The sequence below is a fragment of the Anaerobacillus alkalilacustris genome (assembly GCF_001866005.1).
In the GTDB taxonomy this organism is placed as follows: domain Bacteria; phylum Bacillota; class Bacilli; order Bacillales; family Anaerobacillaceae; genus Anaerobacillus; species Anaerobacillus alkalilacustris.
The window spans coordinates 40,544-60,225 of the sequence record NZ_MLQR01000036.1; the positions used below are offsets into that span (position 1 = coordinate 40,544).

The following is a 19,682-nucleotide window of genomic DNA, read 5'->3' on the forward strand; positions in this document are numbered from 1 at the left end:
ATAGCAAATAACGGAACCTAAGTCCATTAGCTTCAAAAAACAGCCATTTTTTCAGAAATAACGGAACTGTAGTCCGCTTCCTCGGCAGCTCACCTTCTAAACTTCAAAAAAGCACGATCGTTGATCCACCTTGCACATCACGCTGAAGTAGCCGATGTGAACTCATTCTTCCAAAATAAAAACCTACCAAAATTTTTCATTCTGGTAGGTTTGAATTTATTATAACTTGTGAATACTAAAGGATGATCCACATTAAGCCGTTCATATAGTTGGTCAGCATGTTGGCAAAAAAAGCTAGGCCGAAAGTACCGATAAGTGAAATCGTCACGATAAGCGAAATGCTTGTCGGTGCTTTTAGCATGCTACTATCTTCCTTAGGATCCATCATGTACATTTGTCTAATAATTCCAAAGTAATAGAAGAACGAGATTGTACTTGTTACAATTAGAACCACTGCGAGCCATACCATTTCACTCGACATGACGCCTAAGAAAATGTACACCTTCCCAACAAAACCGGCTGTGATCGGTAAACCTGTCATCGAAAGAAGGAAAACCGTCATTGAGTGCGCCAAAAACGGCGACCGCTTTTGTAGTCCAGCAAAGCTAGAAATATCCTCACTTTCAGCATTTTCCGTTACGTGTGTAATAATCGCAAATGCCCCTAATGTCATAAATATATAAGCAAATGCGTAGTAAACGATCATACTCATCGTAATGTTAAACGAAAGTGACGCAGCAAGTGGAACGAGTAAGTAACCCGCTTGCGCAATTCCTGAGTAAGCCATAAGACGCTTCACATTCTTCTGTACTAACGCAACTGTGTTACCGACAATCATCGTTAACGCTGCAATCACAGCAATCACGAAATACCACTCATGATAAATTCCACCAAAACCTACAGCCAAAATTCGGATCATAATCGCAAATCCAGCAACTTTTGAAACAGTAGCTAAAAACCCTGTAATTGGTGTTGGCGCGCCTTCATAAACGTCTGGGGCCCACATATGGAACGGTACAATCGAAATTTTAAAACCGAAACCTGCAATCATAAATAGTAATGACATAATCACTAGGTACGGATATTGTCCGTATAGCTGTTGGATCCCTGCTCCAATTTCCCCCAAATTCGTCGTTCCTGTTAAACCGTACATAAACGACATCCCGTATAAAATGAACGCTGATGCTGTTCCACCTAACACAACATATTTTAGCGCTGCTTCAGACGATTTTGCTTGAGATTTTCGGAAGCCAGCTAAACAGTAAGAAGAAATACTTAGGATCTCTAGTCCGATAAATAACGTAATTAAATCGGCAGAAGACACCATTAACATCGCACCAAGTGCTGCAAAAAGTAAAAGCGAGTACAATTCACCTTGATACATTTCGTGGTGCTTTTCCATATAAGACATGGAATTAATAATCACAAGTGCAACCCCAATTAAGATGACAATCTTAAATAGCATTGCATAAGGATCAACAACGAACGTTGCACCTATTGATCCTGGTGTTTGGTTAAAAATAACGACAAGGATGATCGTAATTAAAAGTGACAATACGCTTAAAATACCGATGAACGGTTTTTTTCCACGTATCCCCGTTGTAAAATCAATCGTAAACACTGTTAAAGCAAGTATTGCCAACACAATCTCCGGAGTCATTAAAGACCAGTCTGCGTTAAATGCTGTCATTGTCTTTAACCCCCTATCTTCGACACAATGTCGATCACTGTAATATTAATAACGTCACTTAAAATCGCTGGGTACACCCCAATTAAAATCGTTAAACCGAGTAAGCAAATCATTGGGATATATTCAATTGGACGTGCATCTTCTAAATGTGCATTCGATTGATGTAATTGTCCAAATGTTGTTCTTTGCATCGCCCACAGTAAGTATGCAGCTGTGAGAATGATACCAAGTGCCGCAACAACAGCGATTGTTTTTGCAGCAGGAATGATATCCGGAGATGCCCCGAAAATACCCATAAATGCTAACAACTCACTAACGAATCCTGACATGCCCGGCAGTCCAACTGAAGCCATAGCGGCAGCCAGTAAGAACCCAGCCAAAATTGGGATCGTTTTTGATAAACCACCTAAGTCTTCGATCATACGTGTATGAGTTCTCTCGTAAATCGCCCCAACCATAAAGAATAGAAGTGCTGCGATAAAGCCGTGAGAAACTAATTGGAAAATTGCGCCTTGCATACCTTGCGTCGTGAATGACGCTGCACCTAATAGGACAATCCCCATATGTGAAATACTTGAGTACGCCACAAGTTTTTTCAAATCTTTTTGAACGAGAGCGAGTAGTGCACCATAAATGATGTTTACAACCCCAAGGATTGCGATTAAAAAGGCAAATTTTGCTGCTTGATCTGGTAAAATTCCAAATCCGACACGAAGTAATCCGTATGCACCCATTTTTAACAATACACCCGCTAAAATCATACTAGCTGGAGTTGGCGCTTGAACGTGGGCATCTGGTAACCACGTATGGAAAGGGAAAATTGGTAATTTTACAGCAAAAGCAACAAATAAAGTTATGAACAAACCAGCTTTAAATGCATCTGAAATAATGTGAGCATTCGCAGGATTTGCATAAATTTCAGCTAATCGTAGGAAGTTTAACGTTGCTTCCTCAGCGACTGCGCCTTGGTAGAACATCGCAAAGAAGGCAATTAACATGACTGCACTTCCTAGTCCTGTATAGATTAAAAACTTAAATGCTGCATATTCTTTTTGACTTCCACCCCAAATTCCGATAATAAAAAACATTGGAATTAACGTTAATTCAAAGAATAAGAAAAACAAGAACATGTCTAGTGCTACAAATACTCCTAGCATCCCTGTTAGTAAAATAAGCATCCAAACGAAGTACTCTTTCACACGATCTTTAATTGATACTGATGCAACGATCCCAAGGAATGTAACAATCGTTGTTAATACTAAAAGTGGCATCGATAGTCCATCAACACCTAATTGATAGTTAAACGAAACAAACCCTAAGTCGATCCACGTATAGTTTTCAGCAAACTGCATTCCTGCTGTGCTTCGATTAAAGACATTCCAAACAATCACTGAAATAATCAAAGTTACAAATGAAGTGATGCCAGCGACTGAACGAATGACATTTTTATGTTCATTAGGAATAGTTAAAATGATTAATGCCCCTAATAAAGGTAAAAAGACGAGTACGCTTAATATATTTGGGATCATCCGAAATACCCCCTTAATACAAAGGCGAGAATCATAACTGCCATTCCGCCAACAACGGTTACTAAACCGTACGTTTGCAGTTGTCCTGTATGCCTTCTAGAAATGACATAGCCTGTTCCCTTTGTTAGGTAGCCAAGCATATTCACGATTCCATCAATGATAAAGCGATCAATTCCCCAAAGAACTTTTCCAAGAATGACAACCGGACGAACAAAAACGACTGCGTAGAGCTCATCCATGTAATACTTGTTTAATAATAGTTTGTGCACTCCTGGTACAAGATTAGGAAAATAGCTTTCTGAAATTGTGCCTTTATAGTAGATTAAGTACGCTAAGAAAATACCAGCTGCAGCAATCACAATTGAATAAAGGATCAACCAGACTTCTCCGTGAGCTTGGTAACCTACATTCACTCCTTCTGTTAAGAACGCTTCAAGTCCAAAACCGAAGATTGGCGTGTTTACAAACCCTGCAAAAATGGCAAGTACGGCCAATGCAACTAGAGGGATTGTCATCACACTTGGGCTTTCATGTGGCTCATGGTGATGCTCACCTGCTTCTAAATTATCACTACCACGATATTCCTTAGTAAATACTTTAAAGAAAAGTCGGAACATGTAAAACGCTGTCATCGCTGCTGTGATTGATACAATCGCAAACAAGAACGGATCGCCATTGTATAAAACAGCCGCTAAAATAACTTCTTTACTCCAGAACCCTGCAAAAGGTGGTACCCCCGCAATCGCTAGTGTTCCAATTAAGAACGTAATGGCTGTGATCTTCATTTTGCTCCAAAGACCACCCATGTCTTTAATATCTTGTCTGTGATGCATTCCGTAAATAACGCTACCAGCTCCTAAAAATAGAAGTGCCTTGAAAAACGCGTGAGTCATTAAGTGGAATAAACCTGCTACATACCCCATTGTTCCAAGAGCTAAAATCATAAATCCAAGCTGACTGATGGTTGAATACGCAAGCACACGCTTAATATCAGTGTTAACAAGCGCAATTGATGCTGCGAAAATCGCTGTAATCGCTCCTGTATACGCAACAACGGTTAATGCCGTTTCTGATGCTAAAAATACAGGATACATAACCCCCACTAAGTATACCCCTGCAGCTACCATCGTAGCGGCGTGGATTAACGCTGATACTGGTGTCGGACCTTCCATCGCATCTGGTAACCATACATGAAGCGGGAATTGTGCCGATTTCCCGACTGCCCCTAGGAAAATACAGATAGCAATGATCGTCACCATTGTTTGTTCTACTAAACCATTTTCAATAGCAGCAAAAATGGTAGCATATTCAAATGATCCAGTATAAATAAATATAAGTATTAAACCTATAAATAGTCCCACGTCTCCGATTCTTGTCGTTAAAAACGCCTTTTTTGCCGCAGCAGCAGCTTCAGGTTTAAAGAACCAGAAACCTACTAATAGGAATGAACACAACCCTACTAACTCCCAGAAAATAAAGAGTTGAAGAATATTAGGTGACAACACAAGTCCTAACATCGAAAACGAGAATAACCCTAAATAAGAGTAGAACACTGGGAAACGATCATCCCCGTGCATATATGCTTTTGAAAATAAGTGAACAAGTAAACTTACTGTTGTAACAACAATTAACATCATCGCGTTTAATGCTGTTACCTCGTACCCCATTGTAATTGTGTGTTCACCAAACGTGATCCACCTTACAACATACTGATAACCTTCCCCACCGATTCTTTCGAATAAGACGATTAACGACGCCCCGAATGAAGCAGCCATTGCAATAATTCCAACGTATGCCGCTTTCTCTTTCAGTAATCTTCCAAAAAGTAAAAGCACTACGAAGGCTAATAGTGGGAAGACGGGTATTATCCAGGCATATTGTATCATACCATCACCTTTTCCTCATTTAGTCTACTAGAGGTCGTTCAAAAAGTTCTTGAACAATTTCTACTAGCTATAGCCTTACCAACGCATAAGATCTTGTTTTATGACATCAATTGATTTTCGATTACGATATAATGCTATTAAAATCGCTAAACCAACCGCCGCCTCTGCAGCAGCAACTGTCACAACAAACAAGGTAAACACTTGCCCTGTAATGTTGGCAAACGGTCCAATACTGGAGAACGCGACTAGATTAATATTAACAGCATTGAGCATTAACTCTACTGAAACAAGAACGATCACAAGATGTCTTCTCGTCAGTACTCCATATAAGCCGATACAAAATAGAATAGCCGCTAGTGCTAGATATAACTGAACTGGTACCATTCTAATCGGCCTCCTTTCGTGCCAAAACAATGGCTCCTACTAAAGCAGCAAGCAACAGTATTCCTGCACCTTGGAACGCGATGACGTAGTTTCCATAAAGCTCAATTCCAATTGCTTCTGCACTTCCGATATAATATTCTTGCCCAGGTACATCTAAAGTGAAAATCCCCTTTAACATGAGAAATAACAATACTGCTACCCCTGCTAAACTTACCATTTTAAAACTAAATGTACGTTTTGGTCCAATGGACACTGATTTATGATCTGTCATCATCATACCGAAAACAAATAGGATTGAAAGTGCCCCTACATAAACCATGATTTGAACAATTCCGATGAACTCTGCTCTAAGTAAAAAGTAAAGTCCTGCAACAGCGAAGAATGTAAATGCCATGCATAACACTCGATGTGCAATTCTCTTTAAAATAATGACAAGAACGGAGCACGAGATTGAAAGAATGGCTAGGATTAGAAAAATAATTAACTCTGCATTCACTTTTCTTCACCCCGCTTAGCTTCTTCTTTCTCTTCTTCAACCGTGTAATTTCCGTACACATCGTTCGCTGACAACCAATCAATGTCTTTATACATCGGATCACGAGTATAGTCTGAAAGATTATCATACTTTGTCGTCATCACAATCGCATCAGTTGGGCAAACCTCTGTACAAAAATCACATAAAATACAGCCTTGAAAATCGATGTTATACGTATCAATCACTTTTTTCTTCGGATTGTCAGGATGTGGCTTTCCTGTTAACGTAATCACATCCGTTGGACATGCATTGACACACATGTTACACACGATACATTTATCTGGGAAAAATCGTTGAATTCCGCGGAAACGTTCTGGAATTTCTGGTTTTTGTTCTGGGTATTGGATGGTAACCTTCTCTTTTGCGAAGTATTTCAGCGTAACACCGAAACCCTTTAAAAAATTAAACATTTACATCACCCCATCCATACTTTTATCACTGCCGTTATGACAATGTTAAGTAGTGCTAGTGGTATTAAAACCTTCCATCCAAAGGACATTAATTGGTCCACTCTGACACGTGGCATTGTTGCACGTAACCAAAACCAAATGAACATAAAGATACACATTTTGAGGAAAAACCATACAACACCTGGTAAAATTGGCCCTAGCCATCCTCCAAGAAACAACGTTGTCGCAAGCGCTGAAATGGCAATTGCATACACGTATTCAGCAAGGAAGAAAAATGCCATTCTAAATCCACTGTATTCAGTATGATACCCTGATACAAGCTCACTTTCTGCCTCAGGCAAATCAAACGGAGACCTATTTAATTCAGCAATTGCTGCAATTAAATAAATAACAAAACCTAAAATTTGCGGTACGATAAACCAAACTCCCATGTCACGCTGCGCATAGACAATGTCATTTAAGTTTAATGAACCAGCTAAAATAACAACCCCAATAATGGCAAGAACGAGTGGAATTTCATAACTAATCATTTGAGCGACTCCACGCATCGCTCCCATTAATGAATACTTATTGTTCGAACTCCATCCACCCATCAGTACACCAATCGTTGAGATTGAAGAAATACCGATAAAGTAAAGAACACCAATATTTAAATTTGCACCGACTAAATTTTCACTCCAAGGAATCGTCGCTAACACCATAAATGACGGTGCAAACGCAAGAACCGGAGCAATAATAAATACTTTTCTATCAACTCGTGATGGGATAATATCTTCCTTCATTAAAAGTTTCATAACGTCTGCAGCGGTTTGCAGCATTCCCCATGGCCCGTGTCGGTTTGGCCCAATACGGACTTGCATATATCCGATAACTTTTCTTTCAAAGAGAATCGCATACATAACGCCAATTAGTAATAACCCTAAAACAGCTACACCATAAAACACCATAAAAAGGAGTTCCATTACGCATCGACCTCCCCTAAAACGACGTCAAGGCTTCCGAAAATTGCTACTAAGTCAGCGATGTTTCTACCTTTTAGCATAGAAGCAAGAATTTCTACGTTTACAAACGATGGACGACGAAGCTTTACACGGTAAGGCTTATTTTTCCCATTACTGACGACGTAAACGCCAATTTCACCTTTTGACGCTTCACAACGGAAATATGTTTCGCCAGCTGGTGGCTTAAGCATCATAATTCGTTGGCCTTTTTTATGAATAATGTCGCCTTCAACAATTTGCTCGCACGCTTGCTCAACAATGCGCAAAGATTGGCGCATTTCTTCCAACCTTACTTCGTACCTCGCAAAGCAATCGCCCTCTTCTCTTGTTGGCACATCAAAATCAAAACGATCATAAATTGAATATGGCTGATCTTTTCTCAGATCAAAATTGACACCGCTACCACGCAAGGTTGGACCTGAAAGCCCCCAATTGATGGCATCTTCTTTCTTAATAATTCCTACACCCTTTGTTCGCCCTAGGAAAACTTCATTTCCTGTGACAAGTGTGTCGTACTCTTCCATTTTTTCACGAAGATCTTTCACGGTTTCTTTTACCTTTTCAATCCAACCGTCTGGTGCATCCCACTTCACACCACCGATGCGCATATAGTTAAACGTCATTCGCGCTCCACTAATTTCGTTTAGTCGGTCAAGGATCGTTTCTCTATCTCTGAACGCATAAATGAACGGACTTAAAGCACCGATATCTAGTAAGTAAGTTCCCCACCAAACAAGGTGACTTGCAATCCGATTAAGCTCCATCGTAATGACACGTAAATACTCAGCTCTTTCAGGAACTTCAAGTCCCATCATCTTCTCTATAGCAGCACAGTAGACATAGTTGTTTGTCATAGCGTTCATGTAGTCAAGGCGGTCTGTGTATGGAATAAACTGAGAATACGTTAAATCTTCAGCAAGTTTTTCTGTACCTCGATGTAAATAACCGATCACAGGTCTTGCTTGTTTAATAATTTCACCTTCCATGACTACCTCAATACGAAATACACCGTGTGTACTAGGGTGTTGCGGGCCTATGTTTAATACCATTTGCTCAGTTTTTATACTCATCAATAGTCACCCCCTACGATAAACCCATTTCTTCTTTATTAAACTCGTAATCTTTGCGAAGTGGATGTCCTTCCCAGTCATCATCTAGTAAAATTCTCGTTAAATTCGGATGACCTGGAAACTCAATGCCTAATAAATCATATGCTTCACGCTCATGCCAATCAGCCGTTTTCCAAATAGGTTGTACAGAAACTACCTTTGGATTCGATCTTGGCGTTTTTACTTTTATACAAAGATAATGGTTTAGTTCCATTGAATAAAAGTTATAAATGATTTCCATATGCTCCTCATAATCAACACCTGTTAAACAGCATAAGAAATCGAACCTTAATTCTTCATCATCTCGTAGCATTTGAGGAATCTCTATCTTCCAATTTTCACTATCAATGATTAAAAAAGGTTCTTCGAAATTTAATTTACTTTCTATAACGACCTCCGGGCCGGATAATTCTTCAATTTTATTTAGTACTTTATCTAATAATTTTTGACTCATATCCTTTGGCCCACCTTCTTCCTTCTCTTACCTTTCGCTTCTTCACGAATTTGAACACGAAGTTTCTCAATGCCGTCTAACAACGCAGGTGGAGTTGGTGGACAACCTGGGATGTAAACATCGACAGGAATAATTTTGTCAACGCCGTTAACAACACTATAAGCTTTGTGATAAGGTCCTCCGCAAGTTGCACAGGATCCCATTGCAATAACCCATTTGGGCTCTGGCATTTGGTCGTACAAGCGTTTCACGACTGGTGCCATCTTAGCAGTTACTGTTCCTGCAACAATCATCAAGTCAGCATGACGTGGAGATGCACGGAAAATAACACCGAAACGGTCTAAGTCATAACGCGCTGCACCTGTGGCCATCATTTCAATCGCACAACAGGCTAACCCAAAACTTAATGGCCAAAATGACCTCGTACGCGCCCATGCTTTTACTTCTTCTACCTTCGTAACAAGAACATTACGCTTTACTTCTTCGACTACTGCTGGATCAAACTCTTCAAACCCCTGTTTTTTTAGTTCCATTCTAGCACCTTCTTTTTCCAAGAGTACGCAAGGCCTAACGCAAGAACAACAATAAATATCAGCATTGCATTAATCCCGAACCATCCAAGATGATCAAGGGCTACTGCCCAAGGATATATGAATACGGTTTCAACGTCGAAGATTACGAACTCTAGCGCTACTATGTAGTAGGCCACGCTGAAGCGTATTTGAGCATCCCCAGTTGGCAAAATACCACTTTCATAAGGGACTAATTTTTCAGGATATGGGTTGTGAGGCCTTACTAACCTACCAAACGTTAATCCCCCTACTGGAAGTGCAATACCTAAAAGCAAGAATATGATCACATACACGTAACTATTTAGATATAAATCCAAATCCATGCGCTCTCTCCCTCCATTCCTATTGCTATTTAGTCTTTTATTTTTTTCAACTCCCCTACTAAATTATAACAAAGCCGTTCAAAATATGTCCACATTTTTCTCAAGTGCCTGGATATTATACAAATTACTATCGTTATGTTACTAACCGACCGAACCCTTGATACTAAAGGGTTTATCATTTTTCATTACTTACATTGGGTCGCGCTGAACTTGTTTGACGGTGTCGAATCCTGTCGACGAAATCCTCATTTTTGACATTGATTTTTTTTAAGACTTCTAAATAAAAATTTTACGAATATAATAGTTTGCTAAGGTGATTTGTAGACGTGCAAGTGTTGACATGGAGGGGCGCCGCATGGGGAAGGTGGGTGGATTGTAGGTTGTGCGCGGGCGTCGGTTTTGTGCGCGGGCGTCGGTTTTGTGCGCGTTTCTCTGTCGATTGTGCGCGGTTTTCCACATTTGTGCGCGATCGTGGTGCACACTTATTGATTATGGGTACAGCTCAAACTAGACTACAGAAATTTTCTTAAGCCGTCACCCATACAATTTTAATTGAATTACTCATAAGTGAAGTTGAAATGGTTATAAATATTTTTAAATTATTGGAGGGAGCATATATTTTCGATTTTTTTGTTGACCTGAGTGATTTAAATTCATAGACTTTAGCAAGCGAGTGGCAACGGACCTAGATTCGATTTTTAAGAATGAACGAAATTGACTATTGTTAATTGTGGGGCCAAAAAGTAGTTGGAAGTCTTTTAGTGAAGATACGTGAGCTTCTTTTGATTTTGTTGTACAACGAGGACAATACCATGTTCCATTTAGTCTTTTCATGGGGATTTGTGAACAGTTAGGGCAAGATACTCCTTTAATAATCTCTTCTGCACGTACCTCATATGTTTGAAGTAAGTTTGCATATAATGGCTCGTTTTTTTTGATCAATAGATGAATAAGCTTTTTTATATCTATCTGTTGTACATTTTGAATATTATATGTGGCTTCAATTTCCTCAAATTTGAAAGGGAGAGCTTCTGAACGAATAACAGTCTCTTTGGCCTCATCGTAATCAGGGGCAATCTCAATAACTGCATTAGAATTTGCAAAGACAATTAAATAGATAATGGGGCGAGGAGGATAATTATATTTTTTCATCCATGATTGGAGCTGAACAATTTGGCGACGCACTTGGAGAATTGGATCTTGAAAGTATTCTTTACTATTATCATTTGAAGTTCTAACCAGTTGATTAGGATCTTGCATTAAATACAAATTACCAGAAAGGTTTTTTACTTCTACTATCATATGAAAAAAATTCGATAGTAACAAGACATCAATTTGGAAATAACGATTTAATGCATCTCTTAAGCGTAAGCCATGTAATATAGAGTACTTATCTGGATCGAGGAATGATAAATAGTAACTTATTGATTTTTCACCACGGTAACCCGATAGCGCTAAAGACAGATCGTGCTCTATTTTCGTTTTATTGAAGTGTGTTGGTGGTACACGTCTGTTTAAAACTTCTAATCCATATATTTTGGGAGATTTACTTTGATGTTTTTCTATCATATTTTCACCTCTATTTTTTATTTGATCCTACAATTCTACCTTTTTTTTATAAATCCTTCCTTATGTTTTTAATTGCTTGTCATATTTTATTACAATTTTATATTTGGTGTAAGTTAGTAAACAGGATTGAGTTAAAAGCGGTTGCCTCTCCAATGCGCGGGCGTCGGTTTTATGCGCGTTCCCCTGGATTTTGTGCGCGATTCCCTCTTCTTTCTGCGCGCTTCTTTGTCGATTGTGCGCGGTTTTCCACATTTGTGCGCGATCATCGTTTTATGCGCGTTCCCCTGGATTTTGTGCGCGATTCCCTCTTCTTTCTGCGCGCTTCTTTGTCGATTGTGCGCGGTTCACTCTACTTTCTGCGCGATTCCCTGTCGATTGTGCGCGGTTTTCCACATTTGTGCGCGATCATCGTTTTATGCGCGTTCCCCCGGATTTTGTGCGCGGTTCACTCTACTTTCTGCGCGGTTTTCCACATTTGTGCGCGACCATCGCTTTATGCGCGTTCCCTGGATTTTCTGCGCGCACTCCAACCCATGCTGCACAGCCTCGCCGTACCCACCAAACGAAAAAAAGACGCACGTGGCGTCTTTTTTATTTTCTATCTGCAACTTCAAGGCGGTTGATGGCACGCTTGAGGGCCATTTCAGCACGTTTGAAGTCGATATCGTCTAGTTTTGCTTCTTGCAGGCGACGTTCGGCTCGTTCTTTTGCTGCACGGGCACGTGATACGTCAATATCTGATGGTAATTCAGCTGTTTCTGCAAGGATACTTACTTGATCGCCGCGAACTTCCATCAGTCCACCAGTGATTGCTACAAGTATGATTTCAGAATTACGCTTAATTCGAACCGCTCCAATGGTTAATGGCGTAACTAAAGGAATGTGATTAGGTAAAATCCCAAGTCCACCATTCATTGTTTTCACACTTACCATTTCAACGTCTCCATCGAATACTTTACCATCAGGGGTTACAACACTGACATTCATTGTCTTCATGAAAACCCTCCTTAAGGACTCAGAGCGCTACATTAAGTTGCTACTCTTTGAGTGGAGACTACTTTCAGTGAAGAAAAGCTTCACTGAAAGAGCTTGGATTTATATTTTTTGAAAGCTACCCGAGATGCTTTTGCCTTTCGAGCTGTCTAGCTACAGCACCTAGCTTCTCCTACGCTTCCGCCCGTCTCTTACGGTAAAAATCAACCACTGCAGAACGGCCTTCCAACGCTTTACGAAGCTACCCAAGGTGCTTTCGCTTTTCTATGCCATTTGTTTTGCTTTTTCAACAACTTCTTCGATACGTCCAACAAGACGGAATGCATCCTCTGGAAGATCATCATACTTACCTTCAAGGATTTCTTTAAATCCATTGATTGTTTCTTTCACTGGTACGTACGATCCTGGTTGCCCAGTAAACTGTTCTGCAACGTGGAAGTTTTGTGATAAGAAGAACTGAATACGACGAGCACGGTGTACGACTAACTTGTCGTCTTCTGATAACTCGTCCATACCTAAGATGGCGATGATATCTTGTAACTCCTTATACTTTTGAAGTGTTTGCTGCACACGGCGTGCTACTTCATAATGCTCTTTACCAACGATTTCAGGAGCAAGTGCTCTTGAAGTAGATGCTAATGGATCTACAGCTGGGTAAATACCCATCTCAGAAAGCTTACGCTCAAGGTTCGTTGTTGCATCTAAGTGAGCGAACGCTGTAGCAGGAGCTGGATCCGTATAGTCATCGGCAGGTACGTAAATCGCTTGGATCGATGTTACTGAACCTGTTTTTGTCGATGTGATACGCTCTTGAAGCTGACCCATTTCCGTTGCTAATGTTGGCTGATAACCTACGGCTGAAGGCATACGTCCAAGTAGGGCTGATACTTCTGAACCTGCTTGTGTAAAGCGGAAGATATTATCGATGAATAAAAGTACGTCTGCACCTTGCTCATCACGGAAATATTCTGCCATTGTTAAACCAGTTAAGGCAACACGCATACGTGCTCCAGGTGGCTCATTCATCTGACCGAATACCATCGCCGTTTTCTTAATAACTCCAGAATCACTCATCTCGTGGAAAAGGTCATTTCCTTCACGAGTACGCTCACCTACACCAGCGAATACCGAAATACCACCGTGCTCTTGAGCGATGTTGTTGATTAACTCCTGGATTAATACTGTTTTACCTACACCGGCACCACCGAATAGACCGATCTTACCACCCTTAATGTAAGGAGCAAGTAAGTCTACTACTTTAATTCCTGTTTCAAGAATTTCTGTTTCAGTAGAAAGTTCTTCGTATTTTGGCGCTTGTCTATGAATAGGGTCTCTTCTTACTCCAGCTGGTACTGGAGCGTCTAAGTCGATGTTATCCCCTAATACGTTAAATACACGTCCTAATGTTACTTCACCTACAGGTACGCTAATTGGAGCGCCAGTATCTAATACATCTAACCCACGGACAACACCGTCAGTAGAAGCCATCGCAACTGTACGAACCGAGTCGTCACCTAAGTGAAGGGCAACTTCTAATGTCAAGTCAATATCAACTTCACCAGCATTTTGTGCTTTATGCTGGATCTTCAAAGCGTTATAAATCTCAGGTAGTTCCCCGCGGTTGAACTTTACGTCAACAACTGGTCCCATAACTTGAGTTACGCGTCCTTTGTTCATCATTTTTCCTCCTAACTTCCTAATCAAGCCAAAATAAGGTTATTCAAGGGCTGCTGCTCCACCGACAATTTCCGTAATCTCTTGAGTGATTGCAGCTTGTCTAGCACGGTTATACTTAAGTGTAAGATCATCAATAAGTGAGCTTGCATTGTCTGTCGCAGAGCTCATTGCTGTCATTCTCGCCCCGAATTCACTAGCTTTTGCATCGAGAAGGGCACCATAGATTAAGCTTTCAGCATAATGCGGTAAAAGCTGCTCTAAGATTACCTCTTCATTTGGCTCGTAAATATATTCTGGAGTTGCTGCGTCAGCTGTTAGTTCAGTTAACGGTAACAGCTTTGTTTCTGTTACGTCTTGTTTAATCGGACTGACAAAATGGTTATAGAAAACATTCAATTCATCAAAAATCTCATCTGTAAACATCTGTACAGTTGTCATTGCGATATTTTTAATGTCTGCATAAGTTGGGTTATCAGATAAGCCCACAATCTCTTGAATGATTGGCATTTTACGCTTTTTGAAAAAATCGCGACCGATACGCCCCATAACGATTAGTCCGTATTCTTGATCTGACTTATGACGCTGTTTGATTGTGTTCATTACTGTACGTAAAATTGAGCTGTTGTATGCTCCTGCTAACCCACGGTCAGAAGTAATAACGATGTAACCTGTTTTCTTAACAGGACGTGATTGTAGCATCGGATGAACATTTTCTTTCTCACTGCTACCCGCAGCAATAGAAACCACTACATCACGAATTTTATCCGTATAAGGCTGAAAATTTTGGGCTTTAGCCTGAGCTTTGTTAAGCTTGGCTGCAGATACCATTTGCATCGCCTTTGTAATTTGTTTCGTCTTTTTTGTTGAATTGATTCTATTTTTTATATCTCTTAAAGAAGCCATGTTCCGTTCACCACCTTTTTTCTAAACTGGTATCCCATCTTTATAGAGAGTGGTTCACAAGAACGATAGATCACAAGTCTAGTGAGGAAGATTTTTCAATATCGTTACCTAGTGAACATACTCTCTTACTTTGAACTTACGAAGTTTTTCTTAAATGCTTCAATTTCAGCCTTCAGTTCGTTTTCGTCAGGCAGTTTACCAGTTGAACGGATTTGCTCTAATAGATTTTTATTGTTGTGATCAAAATGAGTGAATAACTCTTGTTCAAAACGGCTGACATCTTCTACTACGATGTCATCTAAGAAGCCTCTTGTTAGTGTGAAAAGAATCAGTACTTGCTTTTCAACAGCTAACGGCTCGTGTAAACCTTGCTTAAGTACTTCTACTGTACGAGCACCACGGTTTAGCTTCGCTTGTGTTGCTTTATCTAAATCAGATCCAAACTGCGCGAACGCCTCTAACTCACGGTAAGATGCGAGGTCAAGACGCAGTGTACCAGCAACTTTTTTCATCGCATTAATCTGAGCTGATCCCCCTACACGAGATACGGAAAGACCTGCGTTAACCGCTGGACGTACCCCTGAGAAGAATAGATCAGATTGTAAGAAGATTTGTCCATCAGTGATGGAAATAACGTTCGTTGGAATGTAAGCAGATACGTCACCTGCTTGCGTTTCAATGAATGGTAGAGCAGTAAGTGATCCTGCACCTTTTGCATCACTTAACTTTGCTGCACGCTCAAGTAGGCGTGAGTGTAAGTAGAATACATCCCCTGGATATGCTTCACGACCTGGAGGACGACGAAGTAATAGTGAAAGTTCACGGTAAGCAGATGCTTGTTTTGTTAAATCATCATAAATAACTAATACGTGCTTTCCTTCGTACATGAAGTGCTCACCCATTGATACCCCAGCATAAGGAGCTAAGTATAATAGTGGAGCTGGTTGAGACGCACTTGCCGTAACTACGATTGTATAATCTAGTGCACCGTGCCTGCGAAGTGTTTCAACAACACCTGCAACGGTCGATTCTTTTTGACCAATGGCAACGTAAATACAAATCATATTCTCGTTCTTTTGGTTTAAAATTGTATCGATCGCAATCGCTGTTTTACCTGTTTGACGGTCACCGATAATTAACTCACGTTGACCACGTCCGATCGGAATTAAAGAGTCAATGGCTTTAATTCCTGTTTGTAATGGTTCATGAACACTTTTACGATCCATAACACCAGGTGCTTCATTTTCAATTGGACGAGATTGTGTTGTTTCAATTGGACCTAATCCATCTACAGGCTGTCCAAGTGGGTTAACAACACGTCCAAGTAGTGCATCCCCTACAGGTACTTCCATAATGCGGCCTGTTCTCTTTACCTCATCACCTTCACGAATTTCCGTGTAAGGTCCAAGAATAATAATACCTACAGCATTTTCCTCTAGGTTTTGAGCCATACCCACGACACCGTTAGAAAATTCAAGAAGCTCTCCAGCCATGACATTTTCTAAACCATGTGCTACTGCGATACCATCCCCAACTTGGATAACGGTACCGACATCGTTAACTTCAACTTGAGACTGATAGTCTTCAATTTGCTTTTTTATAATTAAGCTAATTTCATCAGCTTTGATACTCATATCCTTCACCCCTATCTACTAACGTTCCCAGAAATCATACGACGCTCTATACGTCTAAGTTGACTTAAAACGCTTCCATCATATATACGATCACCAATACGGACTTTAAAGCCGCCGATTAACTCAGGTTCAACGATATTTTCAATGGTTAGTGTTCCTTTACCAGATACTTTTGAAAAAGTTGCTGAGAAAGCTACCTTTTCTGCATCTGTTAGTGGTTTTGCAGTGAAAACTTTCGCCTCTGCAATCCCTTGTTCTTCGTTCGATAGCTTTAAGAATTCTTCTGCCATTTTAAAAAGAATCCCCTCACGCTTTTTATCTATGAGTAGGAATAATGTACTTAACAGCGTATCACTGATTTTCCCTTGAAAGCTAGCTTTAACAAGCTCTTTTTTTCGTTCACTTGTTATTTTTGGGTGTTTAAAAAATGTATCAAATAGGTTCGTATTTTCTACAACTTCTACTACCACCTGTAGCTCTTCTTTCATTTGCTCTACTGCATTTTGTTCTTTTGCAAGTTCAAATACAGCTGTGGCGTAACGCTTTGCAACGTGATCTTGTTTCATAGCTCTTCGCCTACTTCTTTAAGGTAATCGGCAATCAGCTTTTCTTGTGATTTCTCATCAAGCTCACGCTCAATAACCTTAGTTGCTACTAATACTGAAAGAGACGCCACTTGCTCACGTAATGTAGACACAGCTTGCTCTTTCTCTCTTTTGATTTCTGCTAAAGCAATTTCTTTCATACGATCTGATTCTTCTTTTGCCGCTTGAATCATTTCTTGTGTTTGTTGCTCAGAAATTTTCTTTGCATTAGCAATAATATTTTGAGCTTCTTCACGAGCTCTCTTTATTTCTTCGCGTTGTTCAGCTAAGTACGTTTCCGCTTGTTCGCGATTTTTTTCGGCAGAACTAATTTGATTTGCAATATGCTCCTCACGCTTTTGCATCATAGCAATAACTGGGCCAAAAGCGTATTTTTTAAGTAACATAAGGAGAATAAAGAATACTATTAGTTGATAAAACGCATTAATCCAAGGTATATTTTCAAACAAAACATTCTCCTCCTTTTCGAGAATTAATAAGGAATGGCGAAGATTGTGTATATACGTTCTCCGCCATTATTTAAAGGAAGTTTAAAAAATAAGGTCTAATTAAACAACCTCTTTCGTTAATTTCCCAACAAAATTATGCGTTACCTAAAATTAAGAACGAAATAACGATTGCAAGGATTGGAAGGGCTTCAGCAAGTGGTACCCCAATGAACATGATTGTTTGTAAAGAACCTTTGATTTCAGGTTGACGAGTTGCACCTTCTAATGTTGCACGTACGATTATCGCTACTGCGAATGCTCCTGCGATTGCTGCCAAACTTGCTACGATTGCTGCTGATAAGAATACCATAATAAAAATCCTCCTTTAGAATATAAAAACTATGTTTTTTTTTTTATAATTACGCCCTAAAAGTTAAGAGCAAATTGATAAACGAATTCGTTTTTAATGATCTTCACTAACTTTGTGAGACATATAAACCATTGTTAACATACAGAAGATAAACGCTTGGATAGAACCGATAAAGATACTAAAGGCTTGCCAGACCATGAGCGGTAAGACTGTACCAAACGCAACAAGAAGGCCACTCGTCCCCAAACTAACAAGCATGACCATTAACACCTCTTTGGCATAGATGTTACCAAAAAGACGCATTCCAAGTGTTAAAGTATTAGAAAAATCCTCAACCACTTTAAACGGGAATAAGAAAAACACTGGACGGAAATAATCTTTTCCGTACTCTTTAACTCCTTTAAGCTTAATTCCATAATAGTGGGTTAAAACAATCACCATTGCTGCAAGGGAGAGTGTTAAAACTGGATCAGCTGTAGGCGATTTCCACCAAACCTCATAAACGCCATCAGCAATTTTTGATTTGATTTCAAATGGAACTCCCAGCATATTGGCAACAAATACGTATAATAAGACGGTCAAGCCTAAAATGACGAAGTTCTTACCAACTTTCCAATCCATATTATTATTAATAATGTTCTTAACAAAATCAACTAGCCATTCTAATGCATTTTGTGCTCCTGTCGGTTTCATTTGAATTCTTCGTGACATAAAAAAACAGACAAGGAAAACAATGATAGCTGTCACCGTCGTCATTAAAATACTTGACAAGTTCACAAAAACACCAGGATAAATTTCTCTTATGGGAGCAATTGTTTCCATTTCATTTCACCTCTTTTCTAAACTTATAGATATTTTAATTGAAATAAAGAATGAACTATTATGATAATATAGGTTAGCATTAAACCTATGATCACACTGATAAAATGAAATTGATCAGGGTATTGTGACGCAAAATAAACCGTTGCTAAAACAAGCAACATTCGAAACATTGTCCCTAACGACCACTTAGCTCGTCCTTTATCTAACGATTCCCCAATCCTCTTAACTTGAAAATATGTACTCCATAGCTTGCCAAGACTCATAACTGACCCTAAAAATAACCCTAAAAAAATCGATCTATAAGGAGTTATAAAAGCTAAAATAAGAAATATTGCAACAATTATAGTTATATAAATGGTATAACGTTTTGTTAAAGCGATATAGTCTTCCATTATTGATTATCTCCTAAGAAGTGCCGTACGACTTGAAAAACTCCATATGTACCAGTTCCAATCCCTACTAATAACCCAATAATGAGAAATGTTGATTGGGTTCCAAAATAACCATCTAACCATCTCCCACCAAAGATCCCTAATAAAGTAGAACCAACTAAGTACGAACTGATTGTAGACATTAAGGCCAAAGCTCTCATCGTTTGTCTGAAACGTTCAGGGTTTTGCATAAACACCTCGGAAAAATATTTAGTTAAATTTTCATGAAGTAATTATGTAAAAATCTCGTAAATAATACGTTTTTGAAAACCTTCCCATTTAGCATTCCTATGTAATCGTACAATAGGCCACTTTAGTCTGTCAATGCATAACCGGATGCACTAAAGCTTATTTTAC

The 19,682-nt window shown here is 39.6% G+C and carries 23 protein-coding genes; 1 reads left to right on the plus strand and 22 read right to left on the minus strand.

Annotated elements, in window-relative coordinates:
* Positions 1–235 precede the first annotated feature (235 nt).
* From BKP37_RS14850 to BKP37_RS14905, 12 genes are all read right to left on the minus strand, one after another.
* Entirely contained in the window at positions 236–1,690 is a 1,455-nt protein-coding gene (locus BKP37_RS14850) for an NADH-quinone oxidoreductase subunit N (RefSeq protein ID WP_071310407.1), read from the minus strand.
* A gap of 5 nt (positions 1,691–1,695) precedes the next feature.
* Complete coding sequence (locus tag BKP37_RS14855; RefSeq protein ID WP_071310408.1) at positions 1,696–3,219, minus strand: complex I subunit 4 family protein; 1,524 nt, start codon at positions 3,217–3,219, stop codon at positions 1,696–1,698.
* Positions 3,216–5,105, minus strand: coding sequence for an NADH-quinone oxidoreductase subunit L (gene nuoL, locus BKP37_RS14860; RefSeq protein ID WP_071310409.1), 1,890 nt, complete (start codon positions 5,103–5,105; stop codon positions 3,216–3,218). Before nuoL ends, BKP37_RS14855 begins: the two co-directional genes overlap by 4 nt.
* Before the next feature lie 75 nt (positions 5,106–5,180).
* Positions 5,181–5,489, minus strand: a complete 309-nt coding sequence (gene nuoK / locus BKP37_RS14865) for an NADH-quinone oxidoreductase subunit NuoK (RefSeq protein ID WP_071310410.1) — start codon at positions 5,487–5,489, stop codon at positions 5,181–5,183.
* A 1-nt stretch (position 5,490) separates the two neighbouring features.
* A complete protein-coding gene (locus BKP37_RS14870) occupies positions 5,491–5,985 on the minus strand; it encodes an NADH-quinone oxidoreductase subunit J (RefSeq protein WP_071310411.1) in 495 nt (164 codons plus the stop codon).
* On the minus strand, positions 5,982–6,434 hold the full coding sequence (locus tag BKP37_RS14875) for a NuoI/complex I 23 kDa subunit family protein (RefSeq protein ID WP_071310412.1): 453 nt from the start codon (positions 6,432–6,434) through the stop codon (positions 5,982–5,984). The genes BKP37_RS14870 and BKP37_RS14875 overlap by 4 nt, the downstream gene beginning before the upstream one ends.
* 5 nt (positions 6,435–6,439) lie before the next feature.
* Positions 6,440–7,396 (minus strand): NADH-quinone oxidoreductase subunit NuoH, encoded by a 957-nt coding sequence (nuoH, locus tag BKP37_RS14880; protein WP_071310413.1) that lies wholly within the window; start codon positions 7,394–7,396, stop codon positions 6,440–6,442.
* The gene (locus tag BKP37_RS14885) at positions 7,396–8,505 is read right to left on the minus strand and encodes an NADH-quinone oxidoreductase subunit D (protein ID WP_071310414.1); all 1,110 of its coding nucleotides are present in this window, start codon (positions 8,503–8,505) and stop codon (positions 7,396–7,398) included. The genes nuoH and BKP37_RS14885 overlap by 1 nt, the downstream gene beginning before the upstream one ends.
* Positions 8,506–8,518: 13 nt before the next feature.
* Complete coding sequence (locus tag BKP37_RS14890) at positions 8,519–8,998, minus strand: NADH-quinone oxidoreductase subunit C (RefSeq protein ID WP_071310415.1); 480 nt, start codon at positions 8,996–8,998, stop codon at positions 8,519–8,521.
* Positions 8,995–9,531, minus strand: a complete 537-nt coding sequence (locus tag BKP37_RS14895; protein ID WP_071310416.1) for a NuoB/complex I 20 kDa subunit family protein — start codon at positions 9,529–9,531, stop codon at positions 8,995–8,997. The genes BKP37_RS14890 and BKP37_RS14895 overlap by 4 nt, the downstream gene beginning before the upstream one ends.
* Positions 9,522–9,893, minus strand: a complete 372-nt coding sequence (locus tag BKP37_RS14900; RefSeq protein WP_071310417.1) for an NADH-quinone oxidoreductase subunit A — start codon at positions 9,891–9,893, stop codon at positions 9,522–9,524. Before BKP37_RS14900 ends, BKP37_RS14895 begins: the two co-directional genes overlap by 10 nt.
* Positions 9,894–10,487: 594 nt before the next feature.
* Entirely contained in the window at positions 10,488–11,462 is a 975-nt protein-coding gene (locus BKP37_RS14905; RefSeq protein WP_071310418.1) for a nuclease-related domain-containing protein, read from the minus strand.
* Between the two features lie 152 nt (positions 11,463–11,614).
* On the opposite strand from BKP37_RS14905, the gene BKP37_RS19740 reads away from it, so the two are divergent.
* Positions 11,615–12,085, plus strand: a complete 471-nt coding sequence (locus BKP37_RS19740; protein WP_139193149.1) for a hypothetical protein — start codon at positions 11,615–11,617, stop codon at positions 12,083–12,085.
* On the opposite strand, the gene BKP37_RS14915 is transcribed toward BKP37_RS19740, so the two are convergent.
* From BKP37_RS14915 to BKP37_RS14960, 10 genes are all read right to left on the minus strand, one after another.
* Positions 12,054–12,458: a F0F1 ATP synthase subunit epsilon gene (locus tag BKP37_RS14915; protein WP_071310420.1), complete on the minus strand. Its 405-nt coding sequence runs from the start codon at positions 12,456–12,458 to the stop codon at positions 12,054–12,056. The two genes, BKP37_RS19740 and BKP37_RS14915, sit on opposite strands and share 32 nt — an antisense overlap.
* 261 nt (positions 12,459–12,719) lie before the next feature.
* On the minus strand, positions 12,720–14,132 hold the full coding sequence (atpD, locus tag BKP37_RS14920; protein ID WP_071310421.1) for a F0F1 ATP synthase subunit beta: 1,413 nt from the start codon (positions 14,130–14,132) through the stop codon (positions 12,720–12,722).
* A 39-nt stretch (positions 14,133–14,171) separates the two neighbouring features.
* The gene (locus BKP37_RS14925) at positions 14,172–15,035 is read right to left on the minus strand and encodes a F0F1 ATP synthase subunit gamma (RefSeq protein WP_071310422.1); all 864 of its coding nucleotides are present in this window, start codon (positions 15,033–15,035) and stop codon (positions 14,172–14,174) included.
* Positions 15,036–15,160: 125 nt separating this feature from the next.
* The gene (atpA, locus tag BKP37_RS14930) at positions 15,161–16,669 is read right to left on the minus strand and encodes a F0F1 ATP synthase subunit alpha (protein ID WP_071310423.1); all 1,509 of its coding nucleotides are present in this window, start codon (positions 16,667–16,669) and stop codon (positions 15,161–15,163) included.
* Between the two features lie 11 nt (positions 16,670–16,680).
* Positions 16,681–17,235, minus strand: coding sequence for a F0F1 ATP synthase subunit delta (locus BKP37_RS14935; RefSeq protein WP_071310424.1), 555 nt, complete (start codon positions 17,233–17,235; stop codon positions 16,681–16,683).
* Positions 17,232–17,723 carry a F0F1 ATP synthase subunit B gene (gene atpF / locus BKP37_RS14940; RefSeq protein ID WP_071310425.1) on the minus strand — a complete coding sequence of 164 codons (492 nt, stop codon included), beginning with the start codon at positions 17,721–17,723 and terminating at the stop codon, positions 17,232–17,234. The genes BKP37_RS14935 and atpF overlap by 4 nt, the downstream gene beginning before the upstream one ends.
* A gap of 133 nt (positions 17,724–17,856) precedes the next feature.
* Positions 17,857–18,072 carry a F0F1 ATP synthase subunit C gene (gene atpE / locus BKP37_RS14945; RefSeq protein ID WP_071310426.1) on the minus strand — a complete coding sequence of 72 codons (216 nt, stop codon included), beginning with the start codon at positions 18,070–18,072 and terminating at the stop codon, positions 17,857–17,859.
* Positions 18,073–18,165: 93 nt separating this feature from the next.
* On the minus strand, positions 18,166–18,894 hold the full coding sequence (gene atpB / locus BKP37_RS14950; RefSeq protein ID WP_071310427.1) for a F0F1 ATP synthase subunit A: 729 nt from the start codon (positions 18,892–18,894) through the stop codon (positions 18,166–18,168).
* A gap of 23 nt (positions 18,895–18,917) precedes the next feature.
* Entirely contained in the window at positions 18,918–19,286 is a 369-nt protein-coding gene (locus BKP37_RS14955; RefSeq protein ID WP_071310428.1) for an ATP synthase subunit I, read from the minus strand.
* Positions 19,286–19,516 (minus strand): AtpZ/AtpI family protein, encoded by a 231-nt coding sequence (locus tag BKP37_RS14960; RefSeq protein ID WP_071310429.1) that lies wholly within the window; start codon positions 19,514–19,516, stop codon positions 19,286–19,288. Before BKP37_RS14960 ends, BKP37_RS14955 begins: the two co-directional genes overlap by 1 nt.
* Positions 19,517–19,682: the final 166 nt, after the last annotated feature.